The organism is Pseudomonas sp. ZL2 (assembly GCF_054788455.1).
Genome location: NZ_JBGOGX010000004.1, coordinates 304,339 through 326,822 on the forward strand (window position 1 = coordinate 304,339; position 22,484 = coordinate 326,822).

The window sequence follows — 22,484 nt, forward strand, 5'->3', positions numbered from 1 at the left end:
TTAGTCGGCATGGCTTGCTGCTGACTAAAGTTTCCCTACATCCACTGGTGAAGACCGCCATGTTCTCGACCCTGCTTGCCCAATTGCCTTTTACCACCCTCGACTGGCTGCCGATCCTGCTGGGCATCGGCGCCGCCTATATCGTCTTCGGCATCGCCGGCTTCGGCACCGCACTGGTGGCCGGCCCCGTGCTGATCAACTTCATGCCGCTGTCGCGGATCATCCCCTTGCTGGTGTTGCTGGATTTTGTCGCCGCCTTCGGCAACTGGCTGCCGGCGCGCAAAGCGGTGGCGCGCCCGGAGCTGATGCGCCTGCTGCCGTGCATGGCGCTGGGTTGTACCCTGGGCGTGGTGTTTTTGCTCAACCTCAAGTCCGACCTGTTGCTGTTGTTGATGGGGTTGTTTATCAGCGCTTATGCCCTGTACAGCCTGGCGGTGAAGGTCAAGCCGGCGCAGCTGTCGGCCGCCTGGTCGGTGCCGATGGGAACGGTGGGCGGCCTGTTCGGTGCCTTGTTCGGCAGCGGCGGCTTTCTATATGCCCTCTACCTCAATGCCCGCCTGCCCTCCAAGGAGCAGGCGCGGGCCACCCAGAGCGCGTTGATCAGCTGCAGCACCGTGGTGCGCCTGAGCCTGTTCCTGATCGCCGGCGTGTATGCCGACCTGCCGCTGTTGCTGCTGGCGCTGTGCTTGTTGCCGATGATGGCCGTCGGGCTGTACCTGGGCCGGCGCCTGACCCTGAACATGTCACGCGACACCTTCGTACGCCTGGTCACCTGGTTGGTGCTGGCCAGCGGCATTGCCCTGATCGGCCGCTACCTGAGTGAGGTAAACTGGCACCTTTGAACCTGTTTGGCCGCTGTCATGACGACCCAGAGCATTATTGTCCCGAAGATTTCCACCGTCCCCGTGCATGAGCCCCGTGCCCGGGCAATCCTGCGCTGGCTGGTGCGCGAGAAGGTCATCGAGGAGCAACTGAGCACCTGTGGCAGCACCGGCAACCGCATGGCCTATGCCATCGCCGAAGGCGCGCGCAAGGTGGTCGAACGGCCGGAACTGCTGCCGTACGACCTGCCGGTCAATGGCCTTGAGGTCATTACCAAGCGCTGTATCTATACCCCGACCGAGGGCTTTCTTGAAGAAGCCGGCTGCGCTGAATGCCGCAAGGAAGTCGGCGTGGCGCTATTCGAAAGCCTGGAGGACTGGATGCCCGGGCGCACAGAAAACTTCGTTTGCCCGTTGTGCGGCCATGAAGATGACATCAACGGTTTTCTGTTCCTCCAGCCCTGCGCGTTTTCCAACCTCGGCTTCATCTTCAATAACTGGAGTGCGGCGGGGTTCACGCAGGCTTTTCTGGATAACTTCGCCGATTGGCTGGACCAACCGGTGGCCGTCGTGCAGGTAACCCGCGAAGGTAACTGACCGAAGGCCCATCTTGGCATTGAGCGAAGGGCACGGGATGAGTATAATGGCGCGCTTCCATTTTTCCCGCCCGGGAGCCCCCGCGATGCTGCGTATCAGCCAAGAAGCCCTGACCTTCGACGACATTCTCCTAGTGCCTGGTTATTCAGAGGTGCTACCCAATGAAGTCAGTCTCAAGACCCGTTTGACCCGTGGCATCGAGCTGAATATTCCGTTGGTTTCCGCCGCCATGGATACCGTGACCGAAGCCCGTCTGGCCATTGCCATGGCCCAGGAAGGCGGCATCGGCATCATCCACAAGAACATGACCATCGAGCAGCAAGCTGCCGAAGTGCGCAAGGTCAAGAAGTTCGAGGCTGGCGTGGTCAAGGACCCGATCACCATCGAGGCTGACGCCACGGTACGTGACCTGTTCGAGCTGACCCGCCTGCACAACATCTCCGGTGTACCGGTGCTCCACGATGGCGACCTGGTCGGTATCGTCACCTCCCGCGATGTGCGCTTCGAAAACCGTCTGGATGCCACCGTACGTGAAGTGATGACGCCCAAAGAGCGTCTGGTCACTGTCAGCGAAGGCGCCGACAAGAACGAAGCCCGCGAGCTGCTGCACAAGCACCGCATCGAGCGCGTGCTGATCGTCGACGAAAAATTCGCCCTCAAGGGCATGATGACCGTCAACGACATCGAAAAAGCCAAGGCCTACCCGCTGGCCAGCAAGGACGACCAGGGTCGCCTGCGTGTCGGTGCTGCGGTCGGTACCGGCAAAGACACCGGTGACCGCGTTGCGGCGCTGGTTGCCGCGGGCGTTGACGTGGTGGTGGTCGACACTGCTCACGGTCACTCCAAGGGCGTGATCGATCGCGTTCGCTGGGTCAAAGAGCACTTCCCGCAGGTTCAGGTCATCGGCGGCAACATCGCCACCGGCGCTGCCGCCAAGGCCCTGGCCGAAGCCGGTGCTGACGCGGTCAAGGTCGGTATCGGCCCAGGCTCGATCTGCACCACCCGTATCGTCGCCGGTGTCGGTGTGCCGCAGATCAGCGCCATCGCCAACGTCGCCGCCGCCCTCGAAGGCACGGGCATCCCGCTGATCGCCGACGGCGGCATCCGCTTCTCCGGTGACCTGTCCAAGGCCATCGTTGCTGGTGCTTCTGCGGTGATGATGGGTTCGATGTTCGCCGGTACCGAAGAGGCCCCGGGCGAGATCGAGCTGTTCCAGGGTCGTTCCTACAAGGCTTACCGCGGCATGGGCTCGCTGGGCGCCATGTCCCAGGCCCAGGGTTCTTCGGACCGTTACTTCCAGGACTCCTCGGCCGGTGCCGAGAAGCTGGTACCGGAAGGTATCGAAGGCCGCGTGCCGTACAAGGGCACCCTGACCGCGATCATCCACCAGCTGATGGGCGGCCTGCGTTCCTCGATGGGTTACACCGGCAGCGCCAACATCGAAGAGATGCGCACCAAGCCTGAATTCGTGCGCATCACCGGTGCCGGCATGGCCGAGTCCCACGTGCATGACGTTCAAATCACCAAAGAAGCGCCAAACTATCGGGTCGGCTAACGCCTCCAGCGGCAAGTGACAAGCTTCTAGCTCCAAGCGGTAGTTGCTCTGCAGCGGCTACCGCGTAACTCCCGAACAACTTGCAGCTTGCAGCTTGAAGCTTGCAGCTGCATCAGAGATTGAGTCATGGCCCTCGACATTCACGCTCACCGCATCCTGATCCTCGACTTCGGTTCCCAGTACACCCAGCTGATCGCCCGCCGTGTGCGCGAAATCGGCGTGTATTGCGAACTGCACCCGTTCGACATGGACGATGAAGCGATTCGCGAATTCGCCCCGCGCGGCATCATCCTCGCCGGCGGTCCCGAGTCCGTGCACGAAGCCGACAGCCCGCGCGCGCCACAGGCCGTCTGGGACCTGGGCGTACCGGTATTCGGTATCTGCTACGGCATGCAGACCATGGCCGAACAGCTGGGCGGCAAGGTTGAAGGCTCCGAGCTGCGTGAGTTCGGTTACGCCCGCGTCGACGTAGTCGGCAAGAGCCGCCTGCTCGACGGCATCGAAGACCACGTCGATGCCGACGGCGTCCTCGGCCTGGACGTGTGGATGAGCCACGGTGACAAGGTCACCCGCATCCCGGAAGAATTCCATATCCTGGCCAGCACCCCGAGCTGCCCGATCGCCGGCATGGCCGACGACACCCGCGGCTACTACGGCGTGCAGTTCCACCCGGAAGTGACCCACACCAAGCAGGGCGGTCGCATCCTCTCGCGCTTCATCCTCGACATCTGCGGCTGCGAAGCGCTGTGGACCCCGTCGCACATCGCTGAAGACGCCATCGCCCAGATTCGCGCCCAGGTTGGCAGCGACAACGTCCTGCTCGGCCTGTCCGGCGGCGTTGACTCCTCGGTAGTAGCTGCGCTGCTGCACAAGGCCATCGGCGACCAGCTGACCTGCGTGTTCGTCGACAACGGCCTGCTGCGCCTGCACGAAGGCGAGCAAGTGATGGCCATGTTCGCCGAGAACATGGGCGTCAAGGTAATCCGCGCCAATGCCGAAGAGCAGTTCCTGAGCAACCTGGCCGGCGAAGCTGACCCTGAGAAGAAGCGCAAGATCATCGGTCGCACCTTCATCGACGTATTCGATGCCGAGTCCACCAAGCTGCACAACATCAAGTACCTGGCCCAGGGCACCATCTACCCGGACGTGATCGAGTCGGCTGGCGCCAAGAGCGGCAAGGCCCACGTGATCAAGTCGCACCACAACGTTGGTGGCCTGCCGGAAGAGATGAACCTCAAGCTGGTCGAGCCGCTGCGTGAGCTGTTCAAGGATGAGGTTCGTCGTCTTGGCCTGGAGCTGGGCCTGCCGTACGACATGGTCTACCGTCACCCGTTCCCGGGCCCGGGCCTGGGTGTGCGCATCTTGGGTGAAGTGAAGAAGGAATACGCCGACCTGCTGCGTCGCGCCGACCACATCTTCATCGAAGAACTGCGTAAGGCCGACTGGTACCACAAGGTCAGCCAGGCCTTCGTGGTGTTCCAGCCGGTGAAATCGGTGGGCGTGGTTGGTGACGGCCGTCGTTACGCCTGGGTCGTGGCCCTGCGTGCGGTAGAGACCATCGACTTCATGACCGCGCGTTGGGCACACCTGCCTTACGAGCTGCTGGAAACCGTCAGCGGCCGGATCATCAACGAGATCGAAGGCATCTCCCGCGTCACCTACGACGTGTCGAGCAAGCCGCCAGCGACCATCGAGTGGGAATGATCCCGCCGGTTGCTTGAGAAAGCGCCATGTCCCCTCGGGGCATGGCGCTTTTTTTTGTCGCGATAACTATCTAATGCCGCGGTTCAACGCTGTCTCGCACAGTGGGTCTCCCTTGTACCGGAGGCTAGCGTCATGAATGAAACACCGTTGTCCGTGTTATTGCACAACGACCTGTCAGCCATTGCCCTGCGGGTTGTGCAAGCCTTTCCCGATCTGCACAACGAGGCTCGTGAGGCTGCAAAAAGCTTGCTGCGCACCGAGGGTAACCTGATCGCAGATCCGGATCGCATCTACTGGCACCGTTTCTCTGGAGCGGCCAGTAGCAGCAGAACCTTTACAGTTTGGGAGCATTACGGCACGCCCGTTCAATCCATGACCCTGACTGAGCTGGTGATGCGCCGCTTTCGCGTCAGTGATCAGGACAACGCCGATCTACTGCTCCTGTACGGCGGTTTCTACACCGAGGGACCCGGAGCACGACGGTTCGATGAAACCAACGAAGTACGCCTGGATCCACAGAAGGTGCTCAATGCCCTGTGGCAACTGGACTTCGGCGCGGCTTTCCTGCGACGCAGGACGGCATTCTGGAGCGATCACGGCGCTGACGTTCGCACACTGAGCAAGCTCAACTACCTGTCCGAAGCCCTGCAGGCGGGCTTGAGCGGGCAACTGAACGAACAGCAGTTGCAACTGGTGTTCGATGCCGTCGGTTTCGACAGCAGTGTCATGCCGCAATTGCGGCATTTTGACCAGGCGAAGCCGCCCGCCGCCGGGATTCATATCGCGACACTGAGCCTGGCCGGGCAGCTGTCAACTGATGTGATCTGGTTGCAGGGGGCGGGCGGTCAGCATGTGCTCTATTTGCCCGGTGCGACGCCGTCCTTTCAAGGGTTCAGCCGCCAGCAAGAGGTGGCCGGGTGGTTGTTCGGCTGGCTGCAGGCGCCTGCCAGCAGCGAACAGCTGTTGGTGCATTTCTCCGGTGATCCGCAGCAAAGGCAGCGCGATCAATTCGACAGTTGGGCGAAGGGTAGTCTCCAGGCATTTGCCCGCCAGGTTCAGCGTGCGCCGATCACAGGGGAGGTTTTCACCTGGATGCGCGACAACGCCAAGCGGCACATGGAGGCTGAAACCGATGCCGCCTTGCGCACCAATGCCGAGCTGCGTGCGCAGTTGTGGGTGGGCTACCTGGGCGTGGCCTCGCGCCTGCTCGGTGCCGTGGCGCCTGCCGGCTGGCCGTTGGCACTGCTGGCGGTGGCTGTAGGTACTGCGAGCCTTGCATTGAACGTCGAGCAGGCGGTCGATGGCGACAACCCCGAAGAACGTCGGGCGGGCTTGCTCGGGGCCATCCTTGCCGGGGTCGACCTGCTGCTCAACCTGCCGTTTCTGTTGCCGCTGGGGCGTGGTGCGGCGCAAGAGCTGGGTCAGCTTGAAGGCAATGAGATCATCGATGAACCAGCAGCTACCAGCGGCCTTGTGCAAGGTGTCAGTACTTTGGCTGATGGTGCCCAGTACATCGAGCTCGAGGGCGTACCCTACCGGGTTCGCTATGACCAGGCCTTGCGTACCTGGTTGATTGTTCCTGAAGACAATCCGTTTGCCTTCAATGGCGTAATACCCGTGCGCCTGGACGAGCAGGGGCAGTGGATCGTGCTCGAATCCGCCTGTTTGCGCGGGGGCGGCCAGTGCCTGGGAGGGCTGACGCCCGAGCCGGCGGCCGCGATGGTGGATTATTCGCCCTTCGAGGCTGTACCAGGGCGCTATGAAGTCCCCGAACCGGCCCGGCCTGCGGTGCTGGAACTGGTCAGTGCGAGTAATCGGCGGGCGATCGGCGGTGATTACTACGACCCGGAGTCGCCGCTGATGGAAGTGCGCGATAGCCTGGAGCAGATTCGGCAGCAATTGCGCACCGATGCCGAGACTTTCTTCACCCGGATAACCCTGCCCAGGTTCAGGATTCACCCGCCAGCGGCCTCGATCAGCCCGCAGCGGGCATTCATCGAATTGTTCGACGAGCACGCCGGCGTGGTCATTGGCGAATCGCACGACTCGATCGCCAGCAAGCGTTGGCTGCTGGAAAACCTCACGCCGATGTATGCCAAAGGCGTACGCACGCTTTATCTCGAGCACCTGATGACGGATCTGCACCAAGCGGACCTGGACCTGTTCCATCGCAGCGGGCGCATGAGTGCGCAATTGCGGCGCTATCTGGAGCGGCTGGATGTCGGGCAGCGCACCGATACCACCGGGCGGTACAGCTTCCTGGAACTGGTTAGAAAAGCCCGGGCCAACGATATCAGGGTACAGGCTGTGGATTGTGTCGCGAGCTATCAACTGGAGGGCCTTGAGGTCGAGCACCCGGGCAATCCGTTACGGCAGAAGGTCATGAACTACTATGCCAGCCGAATTGTTTCCGCCGGGCAAGCCGAGACTGGCGCAGGCAAATGGGTGGCCTTGGTCGGCAACACCCACAGCAATTTTTACAAGCGCGTGCCGGGTCTGGCGGAGCTGCAAGGGGTGCCGGGCTTGCGTCTGGTCGATGCCGGGCCGGGACAGGCGACCGGTATCACCCTGGATGCAGGTGAATACTATTTGCCGAGCATGGGCAACCCCGACGGTATCGTACAGGGGGACTTGCGCCTGGCACTGCAGACGCAGGATCAGCCTGTTGCGTTTCGTGACGCCATTACTGCCCCGCCAGGCGTGATAAGGCCTGGAAGCTAGGCCCTGCGGCAACTCTTCACTTAATCTTTCTCAATTGCAGGTGTATCGTATTCGCCCTTCATCGCCGGTCCCTTGGCGCTTTTCAGCCCGGTACCGGCATGTTGTTCCTGGCATTACGAGGTACCTGCTGCATGTCCTTTACCCGGCGACAAATACTCGGTGGCCTGACCGGCCTGGTGGCGATTGGCCTGGGCGCCGGTGGCGCGTCCCGGTACTGGCTGGGGCGTACCGATCCGAACGCCGGGCATGACTACGAGCTGATCGCCGCGCCGCTGGATGTCGAGCTGGTCTCCGGATTCAAGACCGAGGCCTGGGCCTTCGGCCCGTCGGCGCCGGGCACCGAGCTGCGGGTGCGCCAGGGCGAATGGCTGCGGGTACGCTTCATCAACCACCTGCCGGTGGCCACCACCATTCACTGGCATGGCATCCGTCTGCCGCTGGAGATGGACGGCGTACCCTATGTCTCGCAACTGCCGGTGTTGCCGGGGGAGTACTTCGACTACAAGTTCCGCGTGCCGGATGCCGGCAGCTACTGGTACCACCCGCACGTCAACAGTTCCGAAGAGCTCGGCCGCGGCCTGGTCGGTCCGCTGATCGTCGAGGAACGTGAACCCACCGGCTTCAAGCACGAGCGCACCCTGAGCCTGAAGAACTGGCATGTGGACGAGCAGGGCACTTACCTGCCCTTCAGCATCCCGCGCGAGGCTGCCCGAGGTGGCACCGCTGGCCGGCTGATCACCATCAATGGCCAGGCCAACGCCGTGGTCGACATGCCTGCCGGGCAGATCGTGCGGGTGCGCCTGCTCAACCTCGACAACACCCTGACCTACCGTATCAACCTCAAAGGCAACTTCGAGGCCCGGGTTTATGCGCTGGACGGCAATCCCATCACTCCGCGCCCGCTGGGCAAGGACTACTGGTTGGGCCCGGGCATGCGTATCTGCCTGGCGATCAAGATGCCGCCGGCCGGTGAAGAGTTGTCGCTGCGCGATGGCCCGGTGCGCCTGGGCACCCTGCGTTCGGTGGCCAGCAGCGAAGCTCCGGGCGACTGGCCACCGGCGCTGCCGGCCAACCCGATTGCCGAACCGGACCTGGCCAACGCCGAGAAGCTCAACTTCAATTTCGAGTGGGTCGGTTCGGTCTCGGTCAACACCGACAACGGCAAGCCACCGAGCCTCTGGCAGATCAACGGCAAGGCCTGGGACATCACCGACAAGACCTGCGCCGACCGGCCGATCGCCACGCTGCAAAAGGGCAAGAGCTACATCTTTGAGCTGAAGAACATGACCCAGTATCAGCACCCGATTCACCTGCACGGCATGAGTTTCAAGGTGATCGGCTCGAACAAGCGCAAGGTCGAGCCCTATTTCACCGACACCTACCTGCTGGGCAAGAACGAGCGCGCGCGGGTGGCGCTGGTGGCCGATAACCCGGGGACCTGGATGTTCCACTGCCACGTGATCGACCATATGGAAACCGGCCTGATGGCCGCGATCGAGGTGGCGTGATGCGCCAACCGCAAATCATAGATCGCAGCCGCGATCAGGAATTCATGCGCCTGGCGCTTGAGCTGGCGGCGCAAGGCGCGGCCATGGGCGAAGTGCCGGTCGGCGCGGTGCTGGTCCAGCATGGCCAGGTGATTGGCCGTGGCTTCAACTGTCCGATCAGCGGCAGCGATCCCAGCGCCCATGCCGAGATGGTCGCCATCCGTGCCGCCGCCCAGGCAGCAAGCAACTACCGGCTGCCGGGCAGTACCCTGTACGTGACGCTGGAGCCGTGCAGCATGTGCGCCGGGCTGATCGTTCATTCGCGGATCAACCGGGTGGTGTACGGCGCGCTGGAGCCCAAGGCGGGCGTGGTGCAGAGCCAGGGGCAGTTCTTTAGCCAGGGCTTTCTGAATCACCGGGTGCTATTCGAGGGGGGCGTGCTGGCAGAGGAGTGCGGGACGATTCTGTCCGAGTTCTTCAAGGCGCGGCGGGCGAAGGCCTGAGCCCATCGCCGGCAACGCCGGCTCCCACAGGTCCGGCCTATGCACAAATCCATTGTGGGAGCCGGCCTTGCCGGCGATGGGGCGCGCAGCGGCCCCCAGTCTCACAACGGCGGGGTCTGCTCGCTCGGCTTGGTCTTGTTCACGCCCGGCACATGCAGGTTGCTATCGGCCACCTGGCTGCCTTCAAGCTGCGGCTGGGTCACCCAGGTGAGAATGTCGTAGTAACGGCGGATGTTGGCGACGAAGTGCACCGGCTCGCCGCCGCGGGCATAACCGTAGCGGGTCTTGCTGTACCACTGCTTCTGCGACAGGCGCGGCAGCATCTTCTTCACGTCCAGCCACTTGTTCGGGTTCAGGCCCTCGCGCTTGGCCAGCTTGCGCGCATCGTCCAGGTGGCCGCTGCCGACGTTGTAGGCGGCCAGGGCGAACCAGGTGCGGTCCGGCTCCTCGATACTGTCATCCAGCTCGGATTTGACGTACATGAAGTACTTGGCGCCGCCGCGGATGCTTTGCACCGGGTCCAGCCGGTTGGACACGCCCATGGCCTGGGCGGTGCGCTGGGTCAGCATCATCAGGCCGCGTACGCCGGTCTTGGAAGTGACCTCGGCCTGCCACATGGACTCCTGGTAGCCGATCGCAGCCAGCAGGCGCCAGTCGACCTGTTCCTTCTTGGCCGAGGCCTGGAAGGCTTTCTCGTAGCGTGGCAGGCGCTGCTGCAGGTGCTGGGCAAAGGTATAGGCGCCTACGTAACCCAGTACATCGACGTGCCCGTAGTAGCGATCTTTCAGACGCTGCAAGGTGCCATTCTTCTGCACCTTGTCGAGAAACTCGTTGATTTCGTTGAGCAGGCTGTTGTCTTCGCCGGCGGCCACGGCCCAGCGCTGGTCGCGGGCGTCACCGAGGTCGAAGGCCACCCGTACCTTGGGGAAGTAGACCTGGTTCATCGCCAGCTCGTTGGAGTCGACCAGGGTCAGGTCGACCTGCCCTTCATCGACCATGCGCAGCAGGTCGACCACTTCAACAGCGTCAGATTCTTCGTATTCGAGCGCCGGATACTGCTTTTTCAGCTCGGCCATCTGCTCGGCATGGGTACTGCCCTTGAGCACCATGATCTTCTTGCCGACCAGGTCCTTGGCGTCAGTGGGCCGTGGGCGGCCGTTGCGGTAGATGATCTGCGGGGTGACTTCCAGGTACGGGTGGGAAAAACGCACCTGCGATTTGCGCTGTTCGCTGCTGACCAGGCCCGCTGCCGCCAGCACCGGGCCGGAAGGCTGGCCGAGCTGGTTGAACAGGTCGTCGAGGTTGTCGGCGGTCTCGATCTTCAGCTCCACGCCCAGATCGTCGGCGAAACGCTTGACCAGCTCGTACTCGAAGCCGGTTTCGCCGTTGCGGTCCTGGAAGTAGGTGGCCGGGCTGTTGCGGGTAATCACGCGCAGCACGCCGTCCTCCTTGACGCGCTCGAGGGTGCTGGGTTTTTCAACACAGGCACCGAGCATCAGGAAGAGTCCGGTTGCGATGAGCCATCTGGCGCACCGCTGGCGCAAAGCGGTTTGGGCGAACATAGGTTGCAGTATACGCAAAGGACTGGTCGCGCCATATCTCGACAACGGTTTGCTTGTCTGCTAGCGATCTTTGCGTTTAGGGCGAAATGCAGGTCGAAATGGGTGGTTTTTTTTGACCCCCGAGTCCGCTTTGCCGGGCCGACATGCGGAGGTGTCGCAATGGCGTGTTTCGGGTGCCGGAAGCGCTGGAATTAGGCTAGAATGCACGGCCTCTAAGCACACCCCCTTCCTGAGGCTGTCCCGACGATGTTGATCCTGCGCGGCGCTCCTGCCCTTTCTGCCTTTCGCCACGGTAAGTTAATCGAGCAACTGAGCCAGAAAGTCCCCGCTGTTAGTGGTTTGTATGCTGAATTCACGCATTTCGCCGAGGTTGACGGCGATCTGAGTGCCGACCAACAGCAAGTGCTCGCGCGCCTGCTCAAGTACGGCCCGAGCGTACCGGTCCAGGAGCCGAGCGGCCGCCTGTTCCTGGTGGTTCCGCGTTTCGGCACCATCTCGCCCTGGTCGAGCAAGGCCAGCGACATCGCCCACAACTGCGGCCTGGAAAACATCCAGCGCCTGGAGCGGGGCATTGCCTACTACGTCAGCGGTGAGCTGAGCGACGCCGATGCCGCCGTCGTTGCCGACATCCTGCACGATCGCATGACCCAACTGGTGCTGAGCAAGCTCGAAGGGGCCGCCGGCCTGTTCAGCCACGCCCAGCCCAAGCCGCTGACCGCTGTCGACATCCTCGGTGGTGGCCGCGCCGCCCTGGAAAAAGCCAACGTCGAGCTGGGCCTGGCCCTGGCCGAAGACGAGATCGACTACCTGGTTACCAGCTTCCAGGGCCTCAAGCGCAACCCGCACGACATCGAACTGATGATGTTCGCCCAGGCCAACTCCGAGCACTGCCGCCACAAGATCTTCAACGCCAGTTGGGATATCGACGGCCAGAGCCAGGAAAAAAGCCTGTTCGGCATGATCAAGAACACCTACCAGATGCACAGCGAAGGCGTGCTGTCCGCTTACAAGGACAACGCCTCGGTGATCGTCGGTTCCGTGGCCGGGCGCTTCTTCCCGAACCCTGAAACCCGCCAGTACGGCGCGGTGCAGGAGCCGGTGCATATCCTGATGAAGGTCGAGACCCACAACCACCCGACCGCCATCTCGCCGTTCTCCGGCGCCTCCACCGGTTCCGGTGGCGAAATCCGTGACGAAGGCGCTACCGGCCGCGGTGCCAAGCCCAAGGCTGGCCTGACCGGTTTCACCGTCTCCAACCTGCGCATCCCGGGCTTTGAACAGCCATGGGAAAAGGCCTATGGCAAGCCGGACCGTATCGTCAACGCCCTCGACATCATGGTCGAAGGCCCGCTGGGCGGCGCCGCGTTCAACAACGAATTCGGCCGTCCGGCCCTGACCGGCTACTTCCGTACCTTCGAGCAGTCGATCAATACCCCGCACGGTGAAGAAGTGCGCGGTTATCACAAGCCGATCATGCTGGCTGGTGGCTTGGGCAACATCCGCGAAGATCACGTACAGAAGGCTGAAATCACCGTCGGCGCCAAGCTGATCGTGCTCGGTGGCCCGGCCATGCTGATCGGTCTGGGTGGCGGCGCGGCTTCGTCGGTCGATACCGGCGCCAGCTCCGCTGACCTGGACTTCGCCTCGGTGCAGCGCGAGAACCCGGAAATGGAACGCCGCTGCCAGGAGGTCATCGACCGCTGCTGGCAGCTGGGCGACAAGAACCCGATCGCCTTCATCCATGACGTCGGCGCGGGCGGTATTTCCAACGCCTTCCCGGAGCTGGTCAACGACGGTGGCCGTGGTGGCCGCTTCGAACTGCGCAACGTGCCCAACGACGAGCCGGGCATGGCCCCGCACGAGATCTGGAGCAACGAATCCCAGGAACGTTACGTCCTGGCGGTGAGCGCAGGCGACTTCGAGCGCTTCCAGGCCATCTGCGAGCGTGAGCGCTGCCCGTTCGCGGTCGTCGGCGAGGCCACCGCAGAGCCGCACCTGACCGTTACCGACAGCCATTTCGGCAACACCCCGGTGGACATGCCGCTCGACGTGCTGCTCGGCAAGCCGCCGCGCATGCACCGTTCGGTGACTCGCGAAGCGGAGCTGGGCGATGACTTCGACCCAAGCACCCTGGAACTGAACGACTCGGTCGAGCGCGTACTGCGTCACCCGGCCGTCGCCAGCAAGAGCTTCCTGATCACCATCGGCGACCGCACCATTACCGGCCTGGTTGCCCGCGACCAGATGGTCGGGCCGTGGCAGGTACCGGTGGCCGATTGCGCCGTCACCGCCACCAGCTTCGACGTCTACACCGGTGAAGCCATGGCGATGGGCGAGCGCACCCCGCTGGCCCTGCTCGACGCTCCGGCGTCCGGGCGCATGGCAATCGGCGAGACCCTGACCAACCTGGCTGCCGCGCATATCGGCAAACTGTCCGACATCAAGCTGTCGGCCAACTGGATGTCGGCTGCCGGCCACCCGGGTGAAGATGCCCGCCTGTACGACACCGTCAAGGCTGTCGGCATGGAACTGTGCCCTGAGCTGGGCCTGACCATTCCGGTGGGCAAGGACTCCATGTCGATGAAGACCAAGTGGAGCGAGGAGGGCGCTGAGAAGAGCGTCACTTCGCCGATGTCGCTGATCGTCAGCGGCTTCGCCCCGGTGCTCGACGTGCGCAAGACCCTGACCCCGCAACTGCGCATGGACAAGGGCGAGACCGACCTGATCCTGATCGACCTGGGCCGTGGCAAGAACCGCATGGGCGCCTCGATCCTGGCCCAGACCCACGGCAAGCTGGCCGCAGTGGCACCGGACGTCGACGACGCCGAAGACCTCAAGGCCTTCTTCGCTGTGATCCAGGGCCTGAACGCCGACGGTCACCTGCTGGCCTACCACGACCGTTCCGACGGCGGCCTGCTGACCACCGCGCTGGAGATGGCCTTCGCCGGCCACTGCGGCCTGGACCTGGAACTGGACACACTGACCAGCAAGCGCGAGAAAATCGCCGCTATCCTCTTCAACGAAGAGCTGGGTGCGGTGATCCAGGTGCGTCAGGACGCAACGCCGGACGTGCTGGCCCAGTTCAGTGCTGCTGGCCTGGGTGAAGACTGCGTCGCGGTGATCGGTCAGCCGATCAACAACGGCGAAGTGCTGATCAAGCTGGCCGGTGAAGAGCTGTTCAAGGGCGACCGTCGTCTGCTGCAACGCCAGTGGGCCGAGACCAGCTACCAGATCCAGCGCCTGCGCGACAACGCCGACTGCGCCGATCAAGAGTTCGACGTACTGCTGGAAGAAGACAACCCGGGCCTGAGCGTCAAACTTGGCTTTGACGTCAACCAGGACATCGCCGCGCCGTACATCAAGAAGGGCGTGCGCCCGCAGGTAGCAGTGCTGCGCGAGCAGGGCGTCAACGGCCAGGTCGAGATGGCGGCAGCCTTCGACCGCGCCGGCTTCAACGCCATCGACGTGCACATGAGCGATATCCTCGCCGGTCGCGTTGACCTCAACGACTTCAAGGGCCTGGTGGCCTGCGGCGGCTTCTCCTACGGTGACGTTCTCGGCGCCGGAGAAGGCTGGGCCAAGTCGGCGCTGTTCAACGCCCGTGCCCGTGATGCCTTCCAGGGCTTCTTCGAGCGTACCGACAGCTTCACCCTGGGTGTGTGCAACGGTTGCCAGATGATGTCCAACCTGCACGAACTGGTTCCGGGCAGCGAGTTCTGGCCGCACTTCGTGCGTAACCGTTCCGAGCAGTTCGAAGCCCGAGTGGCCATGGTCGAAGTGCAGAAGTCGAACTCGATCTTCCTGCAGGGCATGGCCGGTTCGCGCATGCCGATTGCCATCGCCCACGGTGAAGGCCATGCCGAATTCGCCAGCGAAGAAGCCCTGCTCGAAGCCGACCTGTCCGGTTGCGTGGCCCTGCGCTTCGTCGACAACCACGGCAAGGTCACCGAGAGCTACCCGGCCAACCCGAACGGCTCGCCGCGCGGGATCACCGGCCTGACCAGCCGCGACGGTCGCGTCACCATCATGATGCCGCACCCTGAGCGGGTCTTCCGTGCCGTGCAGAACTCCTGGCGTCCGGATGACTGGAACGAAGACGCGGCGTGGATGCGCATGTTCCGCAACGCCCGGGTGTGGGTGAACTAAGGGTGTACAAGCTCGCCTTCTTCGTCCCGCCTAGCCATGTGGAGGTGGTCAAGGCTGCTGTGTTCGCCGCTGGCGGCGGGCGCATCGGCGACTACGACTGCTGCGCCTGGCAGGTGCTGGGCCAGGGCCAGTTCCGCCCGCTGGACGGCAGCCAGCCGTTCCTCGGGCAGACCGGCGTGGTCGAGCAGGTCGAAGAATGGCGGGTCGAGCTGGTGGTGGCCGACCAGTTGATTGGCTCGGTGGTCGCTGCGCTAAAGCTCAGTCATCCCTATGAAACCCCGGCTTATGAGGTCTGGCAGCTAGCGGACTTCTAAGGGCTGAAAAAAAGCCGCGACCTGTGATCGGGTCGCGGCTTTTTTGTGTCTGCTCGGGCCTCATCGCGGGTCAGGGCCACGCACTCCACCTTCAGCAGATTATCCTTGCCGCCCAGGGCGCTGAGCCAATCGTCAGCGGCCATGGTTTCTGTCGCCTCGATTTTCGCTTGTGGCTGCTCAGCAGTGTTCGCCAGGGCATGTGGCAACTGGTTGCGAATCTCGTCGGCAATGGTATCGGCCAGCGGTCCGACCACCACCTGCAGGCTGCCACCGGAACCCGGCCGCACTACGGCCATGGCGCCGAGAGTTTTCAGCACGGCATCCTGAGCCAGGCTACGGTCTTTAAGCAGCAGGCGCAGACGGGTGGTGCAGGCGTCCACCGAGAGCAGGTTTGCGCCGCCGCCAAGGGCATCGATGTAGCGCTTGCCGCGTGGCGCGCTGCTGTCTGGGGCCGGCGCTTCTTCGCTGGGCTGATCTTCACGGCCCGGGGTTTTCAGATCGAAACGGCGGATACAGAAGTCGAAAACAAAGTAGTACACCAGCGCATACAAAAGCCCTACCGGGAACACCATCCAGCCATTGGTTGAACGGCCCCAGCCCAGGGCCATGTCGATGGCGCCACCGGAGAAGGTAAAGCCCAGGCGGATGTTGAGCAGGTCGCAGAGTGCCATGGCCAGGCCAGTGAGTACGGCGTGGATCAGGTAAAGCATCGGCGCGAGGAACATGAAGGCGAACTCGACAGGCTCGGTGACCCCGGTCAGCGCCGAGGTCAGGGCCATCGACAGGAGGATGCCGCCGATCAGCTTGCGCCGCGCCGGCAGGGCATGGCGGTACATGGCCAGGCACGCAGCGGGCAGGCCGAAGATCATCATCGGGAACATCCCGGCCAGGAACTGGCCGGCCCGGGGATCACCGGCGAAATAGCGGCTGATGTCGCCGGTCACGGTCAGGCCATTGGCACCCTCGAAACTCCCGAAGACGAACCACACCAGATTGTTGAGGATATGGTGCAGGCCGGTGACGATCAGCAGGCGGTTAAGCACGCCAAAGAAGAACGCGCCGATGCTTCCGCTGTCGAGCAGCAGCTGGCCCAGGCTGTTGATGCCGTTCTGCAGCGGTGGCCAGATCAAGCCGAACAGCAAGCCCAGGCCAACGGCTGAAAGGCCGGTGGCAATCGGCACGAAACGCCGGCCACCGAAGAAGGCCAGGTACTCGGGCAGCTGGATGTCCTTGAAACGGTTGTACAGCGCGCCGCCGAGCAGTCCTACGATAATCCCGGCGAGCATGCCCATGTCGATGTGCGGGTCGATCACCTTGAGTGTCGACACCAGCACCAGGTAGCCGATGGCCCCGGCCAGGCCCGCCGTACCGTTGTTGTCACGGGCAAAGCCGACGGCGATGCCGATGGCGAAGATCAGCGCCAGGTTGGCGAAGATTGCATTGCCGGCGTCGTGGATCAGGGCGATGTCCAACAGGTCGGTGTCGCCCAGGCGCAGCAGCAGGCCGGCAATCGGCAAGATGGCGATGGGCAGCATGAGGGCGCGGCCGAGCCGTTGCAGGCCCTGAATGAAGTGCTGGTACATGGTGCGCTCCGGTTATTGTTCTGTGCTAAGTGGAGAGTGGCGTGGTTGTAGCGGCCGCGCATCAAAGTCACGGCAGGCCTGGCGCACCGCGTGGGCACTGGACAGACCCAGCAACTGCTGGCTGAAGGCGCGGCATTGCGTGCTGTCGAGCTGGCGCACGCGCTCCTTGATCTCGCCGACCTGCGGGGCGCTGACCGACAGCTCACTGACCCCAAGGCCGATCAGTACCGAAGTGGCCAGTGGGTCCGAGGCCAAGGCGCCACACACGCCGACCCAACGGCCATGACGGGCGGCGCCCTGGCAGGTGAGGTCGATCAGGCGCAGCAGCGCCGGGTGCAGGGCGTCGACGCGAGCCGCCAGGCCCGCGTGGTCGCGGTCCATGGCCAGGGTGTACTGGGACAGGTCGTTGGTGCCGATGGAGAAGAAGTCGGCGTGCTCGGCCAGGCGCTCGGCGAGCAGGGCGGCGGCCGGTACTTCGATCATCACCCCAAGTTCGGTGCGCTGGCTGATGCCCAGCTCGCTGGTCAGTCGATCCAGGCGCTGGCGGATCTCCAGCAGTTCATCGACCTCGCTGACCATTGGCAGCATGATCCGGCAGCGGCGCTGCGGGCTGACCTGCAGCAGGGCACGCAATTGCAGGTCGAGCAGCTCGGGGCGCAGTTGGCCCAGGCGAATGCCGCGCAGGCCGAGCACCGGGTTGGCTTCATGGGGCAGTGGCAGGTAGTCCAGTTGCTTGTCGCCGCCGACATCGATGGTGCGGATGATCACCGGGCGATCGCCCATGGCGTCGAGCACTGCCTGGTAGGCGGCGCGTTGCTCCTGCTCATCCGGAGCGGTGTGGCGGTCGACGAAGAGGAATTCGGTGCGCAACAGGCCGACGCCGTCGGCGCCCAGGGTCAGGGCCTGGGCGGCCTCGACAGCCGAGGCGACATTGGCGGCGACTTCGATCAGGCGTCCGTCACGGGTCTGGGCGCTGCCCTGGGCGGCGGCTTGCTGCTCATCGCGGCGTTGCTGCTGTTGCTGGCGAAGCTGCGCGACCTGGGCCAGGCGTTCGGTGTCTGGCGCGGTTTCCAGTCGGGCCTGTTCGCCATCCATGACCAGTACCTGGCCTGCCTGCAGGTTCATCAGCTCCGGGCCCAGGGCAACCAGGCATGGCAGCCCACGGGCGCGGGCGAGGATGGCGACATGCGAGGTCGCGCCACCGGCGACCATGCACAACCCGGCTACCGCGTGCTTGTCGAGCAGCAGCAGGTCCGAGGGCGTCAGTTCATGGGCGGCGACAATTGCCGAAGGCGGCAGGTTCAGCTCTCGGGTTTCGCCGAGCAGGTCGCGCAATACCCGTTGCTGCAAATCCTGCAGGTCGTTGGCGCGCTCGGCCAGCAGCGGCTTGTCGAGTGCCTTGAGGATCGCGCACTGGGCGTCGATGGCCTGGCTCCAGGCGTGGCTGGCGGCGGTGCCCTGGTCGATGCACTGGCGCGCGGCATCGATCAGGGACGGATCGTCGAGCAGTGCCAGGTGCGCTTCGAAGATGGCTGCGGCGTCGCCCTGTTGCAGGTGCTGCAGGTCAGCTTCAATGGCGGCCTTGACGCTGGCTAGCGCGACGTTCAGGGCTTGATGCTGCGGGCCGGGTTGATGGCCGCCGGAGTCGTGCGGCAGGCGAATGGCATCCAGGCGTGCCAACGGGCCGCTGGCCAGGCCAGGTGATGCGCATACACCATTGAGAATGCCGGGCTCCAGGTTGGCGACGGGTTTGGCCTGGACGCTGACGGCAGGGCCGGCGTGCTGTTCGCCGACGGTCGCTGTGGCGACTGCTGCCAACAAGGCGCGCAAGGCTGGCGTACTGTCGGCACCGCTGCAGACGATTTCGATTTCATCCTGCTCGCCCACCCCCAGTCCCATGATCGCCACCAGGCTGTTGAGCGCGGCGACCTGGCCGTTGAAGTGCAGTTCGGCGTGGCTGGCGAAACCCTGGGCGGTCTGGCGCAGTAATGCTGCAGGGCGCGCATGCAGGCCGCCGTGATGGGCGACCTTGGTGCTACCGCGCACTGTCTCACCTGCGCTGGCAGCTTTGACTGCGCCGACGCCAGCGTTGGGAATGACATCCAGCAATGGCGCACCCAGGGCCACCGAACGGGTCGTGCGCGGCAGCAATCGGTATTCGCTGCTATTGCTCAGGATTATGACGGTGATCAGGCTGGTGCAGTGTTGTGCGACCAGGTCCAGGTCAAAACGAATCAGCGGCTGACCCCGTTCGACGCGCTCGCCATTGGCCACCAGCGCTTCGAAGCCGCGGCCCTGCAACTGCACGGTATCAAGGCCGATGTGCATAAGGATCTCGGCGCCGTTGTCGGCACGCAGGGTCAGGGCGTGCAGGGTTTTTGCCAGTTGAATGACGGTGCCGGCGCAGGGTGCCTGCAGGCAGTCGTTGAGCGGGTCGATGGCGATGCCATTGCCCAGGGTGCCGCCGGCGAACACCGGGTCGGGCACCTGGTCCAGTGGCAACAGGGGGCCTTCGAGGGGTGCATGGAGGGTGATGTTCTTGTTGTCGGGCATGCGCAAGATCCTCGGTGCCTCAGTGAGTTCGGGTCACTTTGCTCAGGTGACGGGGCTGGTCCGGGTCCATGCCACGCGCCTCGGCCAGGCCTGCGGCCATGACATAGAAGCTCTGGATCGCCAGCAGCGGGTCGAGGCCCGGGTGGGCGGCGCTGCTCAAGGTCAGGTTGCGCTGGGGGATGTCCGCCGGTGCGGCCAGCAGCACTTTGGCGCCGCGCTGGCGCATGTCTTCGGCCAGTTGCAGCAGGCCTGCCTGTTCCACGCCACGAGGCGCCAATACCAGCAACGGGTAATGGGCATCGATCAGTGCCATCGGGCCGTGACGCACTTCGGCGCTGCTGAAGGCTTCGGCCTGGATCGCCGAGGTTTCCTTGAACTTGAGCGCTGCTTCCTGAGCGACGGCAAACCCGGCGCCCCGGCCGATGACCATCAGCCGCTGGCAATCGCGCAGTTGTTCGATGGCCAGGCTCCAGTCTTGCGCCGCTGCTTCGCGCAGTTGCCCGGGCAGGGCGAGGCCAGCCTCGAGCAGCGCCGGGTCTTGCTGCCAGTGGGCGACCAGGCGGGCGCTGGCGCTGAGGGTGGCGATAAAACTCTTGGTGGCGGCAACGCTCAACTCGGGGCCGGCGCACAGCGGCAGGCTGTATTGGCAGGCGCGTTCCAGCGGCGAATCCTCGGCGTTGACCAGGGCGACGCTGGTGGCGCCGCGTTCGCGCAGGGTTTGCAGGCTGTTGACCAGGTCCGGGCTCTGGCCCGACTGGGAAAAGCCCAGGGCCACCTGGCCGCGCACCTGCAAGGGCGAGTTCTGCAGGGTCACCACCGACATCGGCAGCGACGCCACCGGCAGGCCAAGCTGTTGCATGGTCAGGTAGGCGAAATAGCTGGCGGCGTGATCCGAACTGCCCCGGGCCACGGTCAGGGCAACCTGCGGTGCGAGGCGGCGCAGGTGTTCGGCAACCTCGGTGATACGGGCATCGCAACGCTCGAGTTGGGTCTGCACGACGGTGGCCGAGGCCAGGGCCTCGGCAAGCATTTTAGAGCTCAAGGTGTTCTCCTTCGACCATTACGCCGATCAGTTCAAGGTTGCGATCCAGGCTGACTGCGTCGGCCCAGCTACCGGCCTGCAGGCGTCCGCGCTCCTCCAGGCCGAGGTAGTCGGCGGGGAATTGCGACAGGCGCTGAGAGGCTTCGGCCAGAGGCAGGCCGATCTTCACCAGGTTGCGCAGGGCCTGGTCCATGGTCAGGGTGCTGCCGGCCAGGGTGCCGTCGGGCAGGCGCACGCCGCCCAGGCATTTGGTCACGGTGTGGCTGCCGAGCTTGTACTCGCCATCGGGCATGCCGGCGGCGGCGGTGGAGTCGGTCACGCAGTACAGGCAGGGGATCGAGCGCAGGGCCACGCGGATCGCGCCGGGGTGTACGTGCAGCAGGTCGGGAATCAGTTCGGCGTAGCGCGCATGGGCCAGGGCCGCGCCGACGATGCCCGGCTCGCGGTGATGCAGCGGGCTCATGGCGTTGTACAGGTGAGTGAAACTGGTGGCGCCGGCCTCAAGTGCCGCCACGCCTTCTTCATAGCTGCCGAGGGTGTGGCCGATCTGCAGGCGCACGCCACGCTCACTCAAGGCACGGATCAACGGCAGGTGGCCAGCGACTTCCGGGGCGATAGTGATCACCTTGATTGGCGCCAGGGCCAGGTAGGCCTCGACTTCCTCAAGCAACCCCAAGTGGGCGAAGTTCGGCTGCGCGCCGAGCTTGCCCGGGTTGATGTACGGTCCTTCGAGGTGCACACCCAGCACCCGCGCGCCGTTGCTGCGCGGCTGGCGGGCGTAGGCGCCGAGTTCGCCGAGCACCTGGGTCAGTTCTTCCTTCGGCGCGGTCATGGTGGTGGCCAACAGCGAAGTGGTGCCAAACCGGGCATGCGTACGGGCGACGGTGGCGAAGGCTCCGGCGCCCTCCATCACATCGCTGCCGCCGCCGCCGTGTACGTGCAGGTCGATGAAACCGGGCAGCAGGTAGGGCAAATCATTGCCCTGAGGATCGCACGGCTGGCCGTCGATGGCGGCGACGCGGCCGTCACGCAGCAACAGGCGTCCGCGTACCCAGCCCGTCGGGGTGAGTATGTTGTGTTCGCTCATGGGGGCTCCGCTAGCGTCGCAGCTCGGCGACAAAGTCGTAGTAGTCGTCGCGACAGTAGGTGTCGGTCAGTTCGATGGGGGTGTTGTCGTCGAGGTAGCCGACCCGGGTCATCAGCAGCATGGCGGTGCCGGGCTGGATGCCGACCCGTGCGGCCAGTTCGGCGCTGGCGTTGATCGCGCGAATGTGTTGCAGGGCACGCACCACCGGTTTGCCGATCTGGTCGAGATATTGGTACAGCGAATCGCCGATGGCTTCGGGGTTGCTCAGCAAGCGCGCGGGCAGGGTGCTGTATTCGACGGCCATGACGATGTCATCGGCCTTGCGCAGGCGCTTGAGGTGTACCACCTGTTCGTTGGGCGACAGGCCCAGGCGCACCAGCTCATCGGCCGACGGCGCGTCGACGCTGCGCTCCAGCCACTGCGAGCTTGGGGTAAAGCCTTTCAGGCGGAGCATTTCGCTGAAGCTCGACAGGCGTGAGAGCGGTTGTTCCAGGCGCGGAGTGATGAACGTACCAGAGCCCTGGATGCGGCGGATCAGGCCTTGTTCGAGCAGCACTTCCAGGGCCTTGCGCGCGGTAACCCGGGAGATGTCCAGGGCTTCGCTGAGACTTCTTTCCGAAGGCAGGGCCTGTTCGGCTTTCCACTGCCCGGCGTGGATGGCCTGTTCCAGATTGCGCGCCAACTGAAGGTAAAGCGGGGTGGCCAGGGTGTCGTCGGGGCGCAGGGCGGTCAACGGGGGCATGGCGGTGACTTCAGGTGGCGAGTGGTATTAAAAATTTAATACCACTTGCATACCACGTCAATACCAC

The 22,484-nt window shown here is 64.1% G+C and carries 14 protein-coding genes and 1 pseudogene; 9 read left to right on the forward strand and 6 right to left on the reverse strand.

What is annotated here, in order from left to right; all coding sequences use genetic code 11:
• Positions 1–59: 59 nt before the first annotated feature.
• The 7 genes from ABM562_RS07370 (at position 60) to tadA (ending at position 9,388) form a co-directional block, all read left to right on the forward strand.
• Positions 60–842, forward strand: a complete 783-nt coding sequence (locus ABM562_RS07370; RefSeq protein ID WP_115088529.1) for a sulfite exporter TauE/SafE family protein — start codon at positions 60–62, stop codon at positions 840–842.
• Positions 843–860: 18 nt separating this feature from the next.
• Complete coding sequence (locus ABM562_RS07375) at positions 861–1,418, forward strand: sugar ABC transporter ATPase (protein WP_115088528.1); 558 nt, start codon at positions 861–863, stop codon at positions 1,416–1,418.
• 85 nt (positions 1,419–1,503) lie between these two features.
• On the forward strand, positions 1,504–2,973 hold the full coding sequence (guaB, locus tag ABM562_RS07380) for an IMP dehydrogenase (protein ID WP_115088527.1): 1,470 nt from the start codon (positions 1,504–1,506) through the stop codon (positions 2,971–2,973).
• A 126-nt stretch (positions 2,974–3,099) separates the two neighbouring features.
• On the forward strand, positions 3,100–4,677 hold the full coding sequence (gene guaA / locus ABM562_RS07385; RefSeq protein WP_115088526.1) for a glutamine-hydrolyzing GMP synthase: 1,578 nt from the start codon (positions 3,100–3,102) through the stop codon (positions 4,675–4,677).
• A gap of 132 nt (positions 4,678–4,809) precedes the next feature.
• The gene (locus tag ABM562_RS07390; RefSeq protein ID WP_460421290.1) at positions 4,810–7,398 is read left to right on the forward strand and encodes a membrane-targeted effector domain-containing toxin; all 2,589 of its coding nucleotides are present in this window, start codon (positions 4,810–4,812) and stop codon (positions 7,396–7,398) included.
• A 131-nt stretch (positions 7,399–7,529) separates the two neighbouring features.
• A complete protein-coding gene (locus ABM562_RS07395) occupies positions 7,530–8,906 on the forward strand; it encodes a multicopper oxidase family protein (protein ID WP_115088524.1) in 1,377 nt (458 codons plus the stop codon).
• Positions 8,906–9,388: a tRNA adenosine(34) deaminase TadA gene (gene tadA, locus ABM562_RS07400; RefSeq protein ID WP_115088523.1), complete on the forward strand. Its 483-nt coding sequence runs from the start codon at positions 8,906–8,908 to the stop codon at positions 9,386–9,388. Before ABM562_RS07395 ends, tadA begins: the two co-directional genes overlap by 1 nt.
• A gap of 101 nt (positions 9,389–9,489) precedes the next feature.
• On the opposite strand, the gene mltF is transcribed toward tadA, so the two are convergent.
• On the reverse strand, positions 9,490–10,950 hold the full coding sequence (mltF, locus tag ABM562_RS07405; protein WP_115088491.1) for a membrane-bound lytic murein transglycosylase MltF: 1,461 nt from the start codon (positions 10,948–10,950) through the stop codon (positions 9,490–9,492).
• 246 nt (positions 10,951–11,196) lie between these two features.
• On the opposite strand from mltF, the gene purL reads away from it, so the two are divergent.
• Both purL and ABM562_RS07415 read left to right on the forward strand, forming a co-directional pair.
• Entirely contained in the window at positions 11,197–15,096 is a 3,900-nt protein-coding gene (gene purL, locus ABM562_RS07410; RefSeq protein ID WP_134064104.1) for a phosphoribosylformylglycinamidine synthase, read from the forward strand.
• Between the two features lie 2 nt (positions 15,097–15,098).
• Positions 15,099–15,410: a YqfO family protein gene (locus ABM562_RS07415; protein ID WP_134064158.1), complete on the forward strand. Its 312-nt coding sequence runs from the start codon at positions 15,099–15,101 to the stop codon at positions 15,408–15,410.
• Between the two features lie 199 nt (positions 15,411–15,609).
• Here ABM562_RS07415 and nagE read toward each other — a convergent pair.
• The 5 genes and pseudogenes from nagE to ABM562_RS07440 form a co-directional block, all read right to left on the reverse strand.
• Positions 15,610–16,993 (reverse strand): annotated as a pseudogene (nagE, locus tag ABM562_RS07420) (N-acetylglucosamine-specific PTS transporter subunit IIBC); the annotation flags it as partial.
• Between the two features lie 12 nt (positions 16,994–17,005).
• Positions 17,006–19,546 carry a phosphoenolpyruvate--protein phosphotransferase gene (gene ptsP, locus ABM562_RS07425; RefSeq protein WP_460421293.1) on the reverse strand — a complete coding sequence of 847 codons (2,541 nt, stop codon included), beginning with the start codon at positions 19,544–19,546 and terminating at the stop codon, positions 17,006–17,008.
• 19 nt (positions 19,547–19,565) lie between these two features.
• Positions 19,566–20,588, reverse strand: coding sequence for an SIS domain-containing protein (locus ABM562_RS07430; protein WP_460421294.1), 1,023 nt, complete (start codon positions 20,586–20,588; stop codon positions 19,566–19,568).
• Positions 20,578–21,675, reverse strand: a complete 1,098-nt coding sequence (nagA, locus tag ABM562_RS07435) for an N-acetylglucosamine-6-phosphate deacetylase (protein WP_460421296.1) — start codon at positions 21,673–21,675, stop codon at positions 20,578–20,580. Before nagA ends, ABM562_RS07430 begins: the two co-directional genes overlap by 11 nt.
• A gap of 10 nt (positions 21,676–21,685) precedes the next feature.
• On the reverse strand, positions 21,686–22,417 hold the full coding sequence (locus ABM562_RS07440; protein ID WP_115088484.1) for a GntR family transcriptional regulator: 732 nt from the start codon (positions 22,415–22,417) through the stop codon (positions 21,686–21,688).
• Between the last annotated feature and the right edge of the window lie 67 nt (positions 22,418–22,484).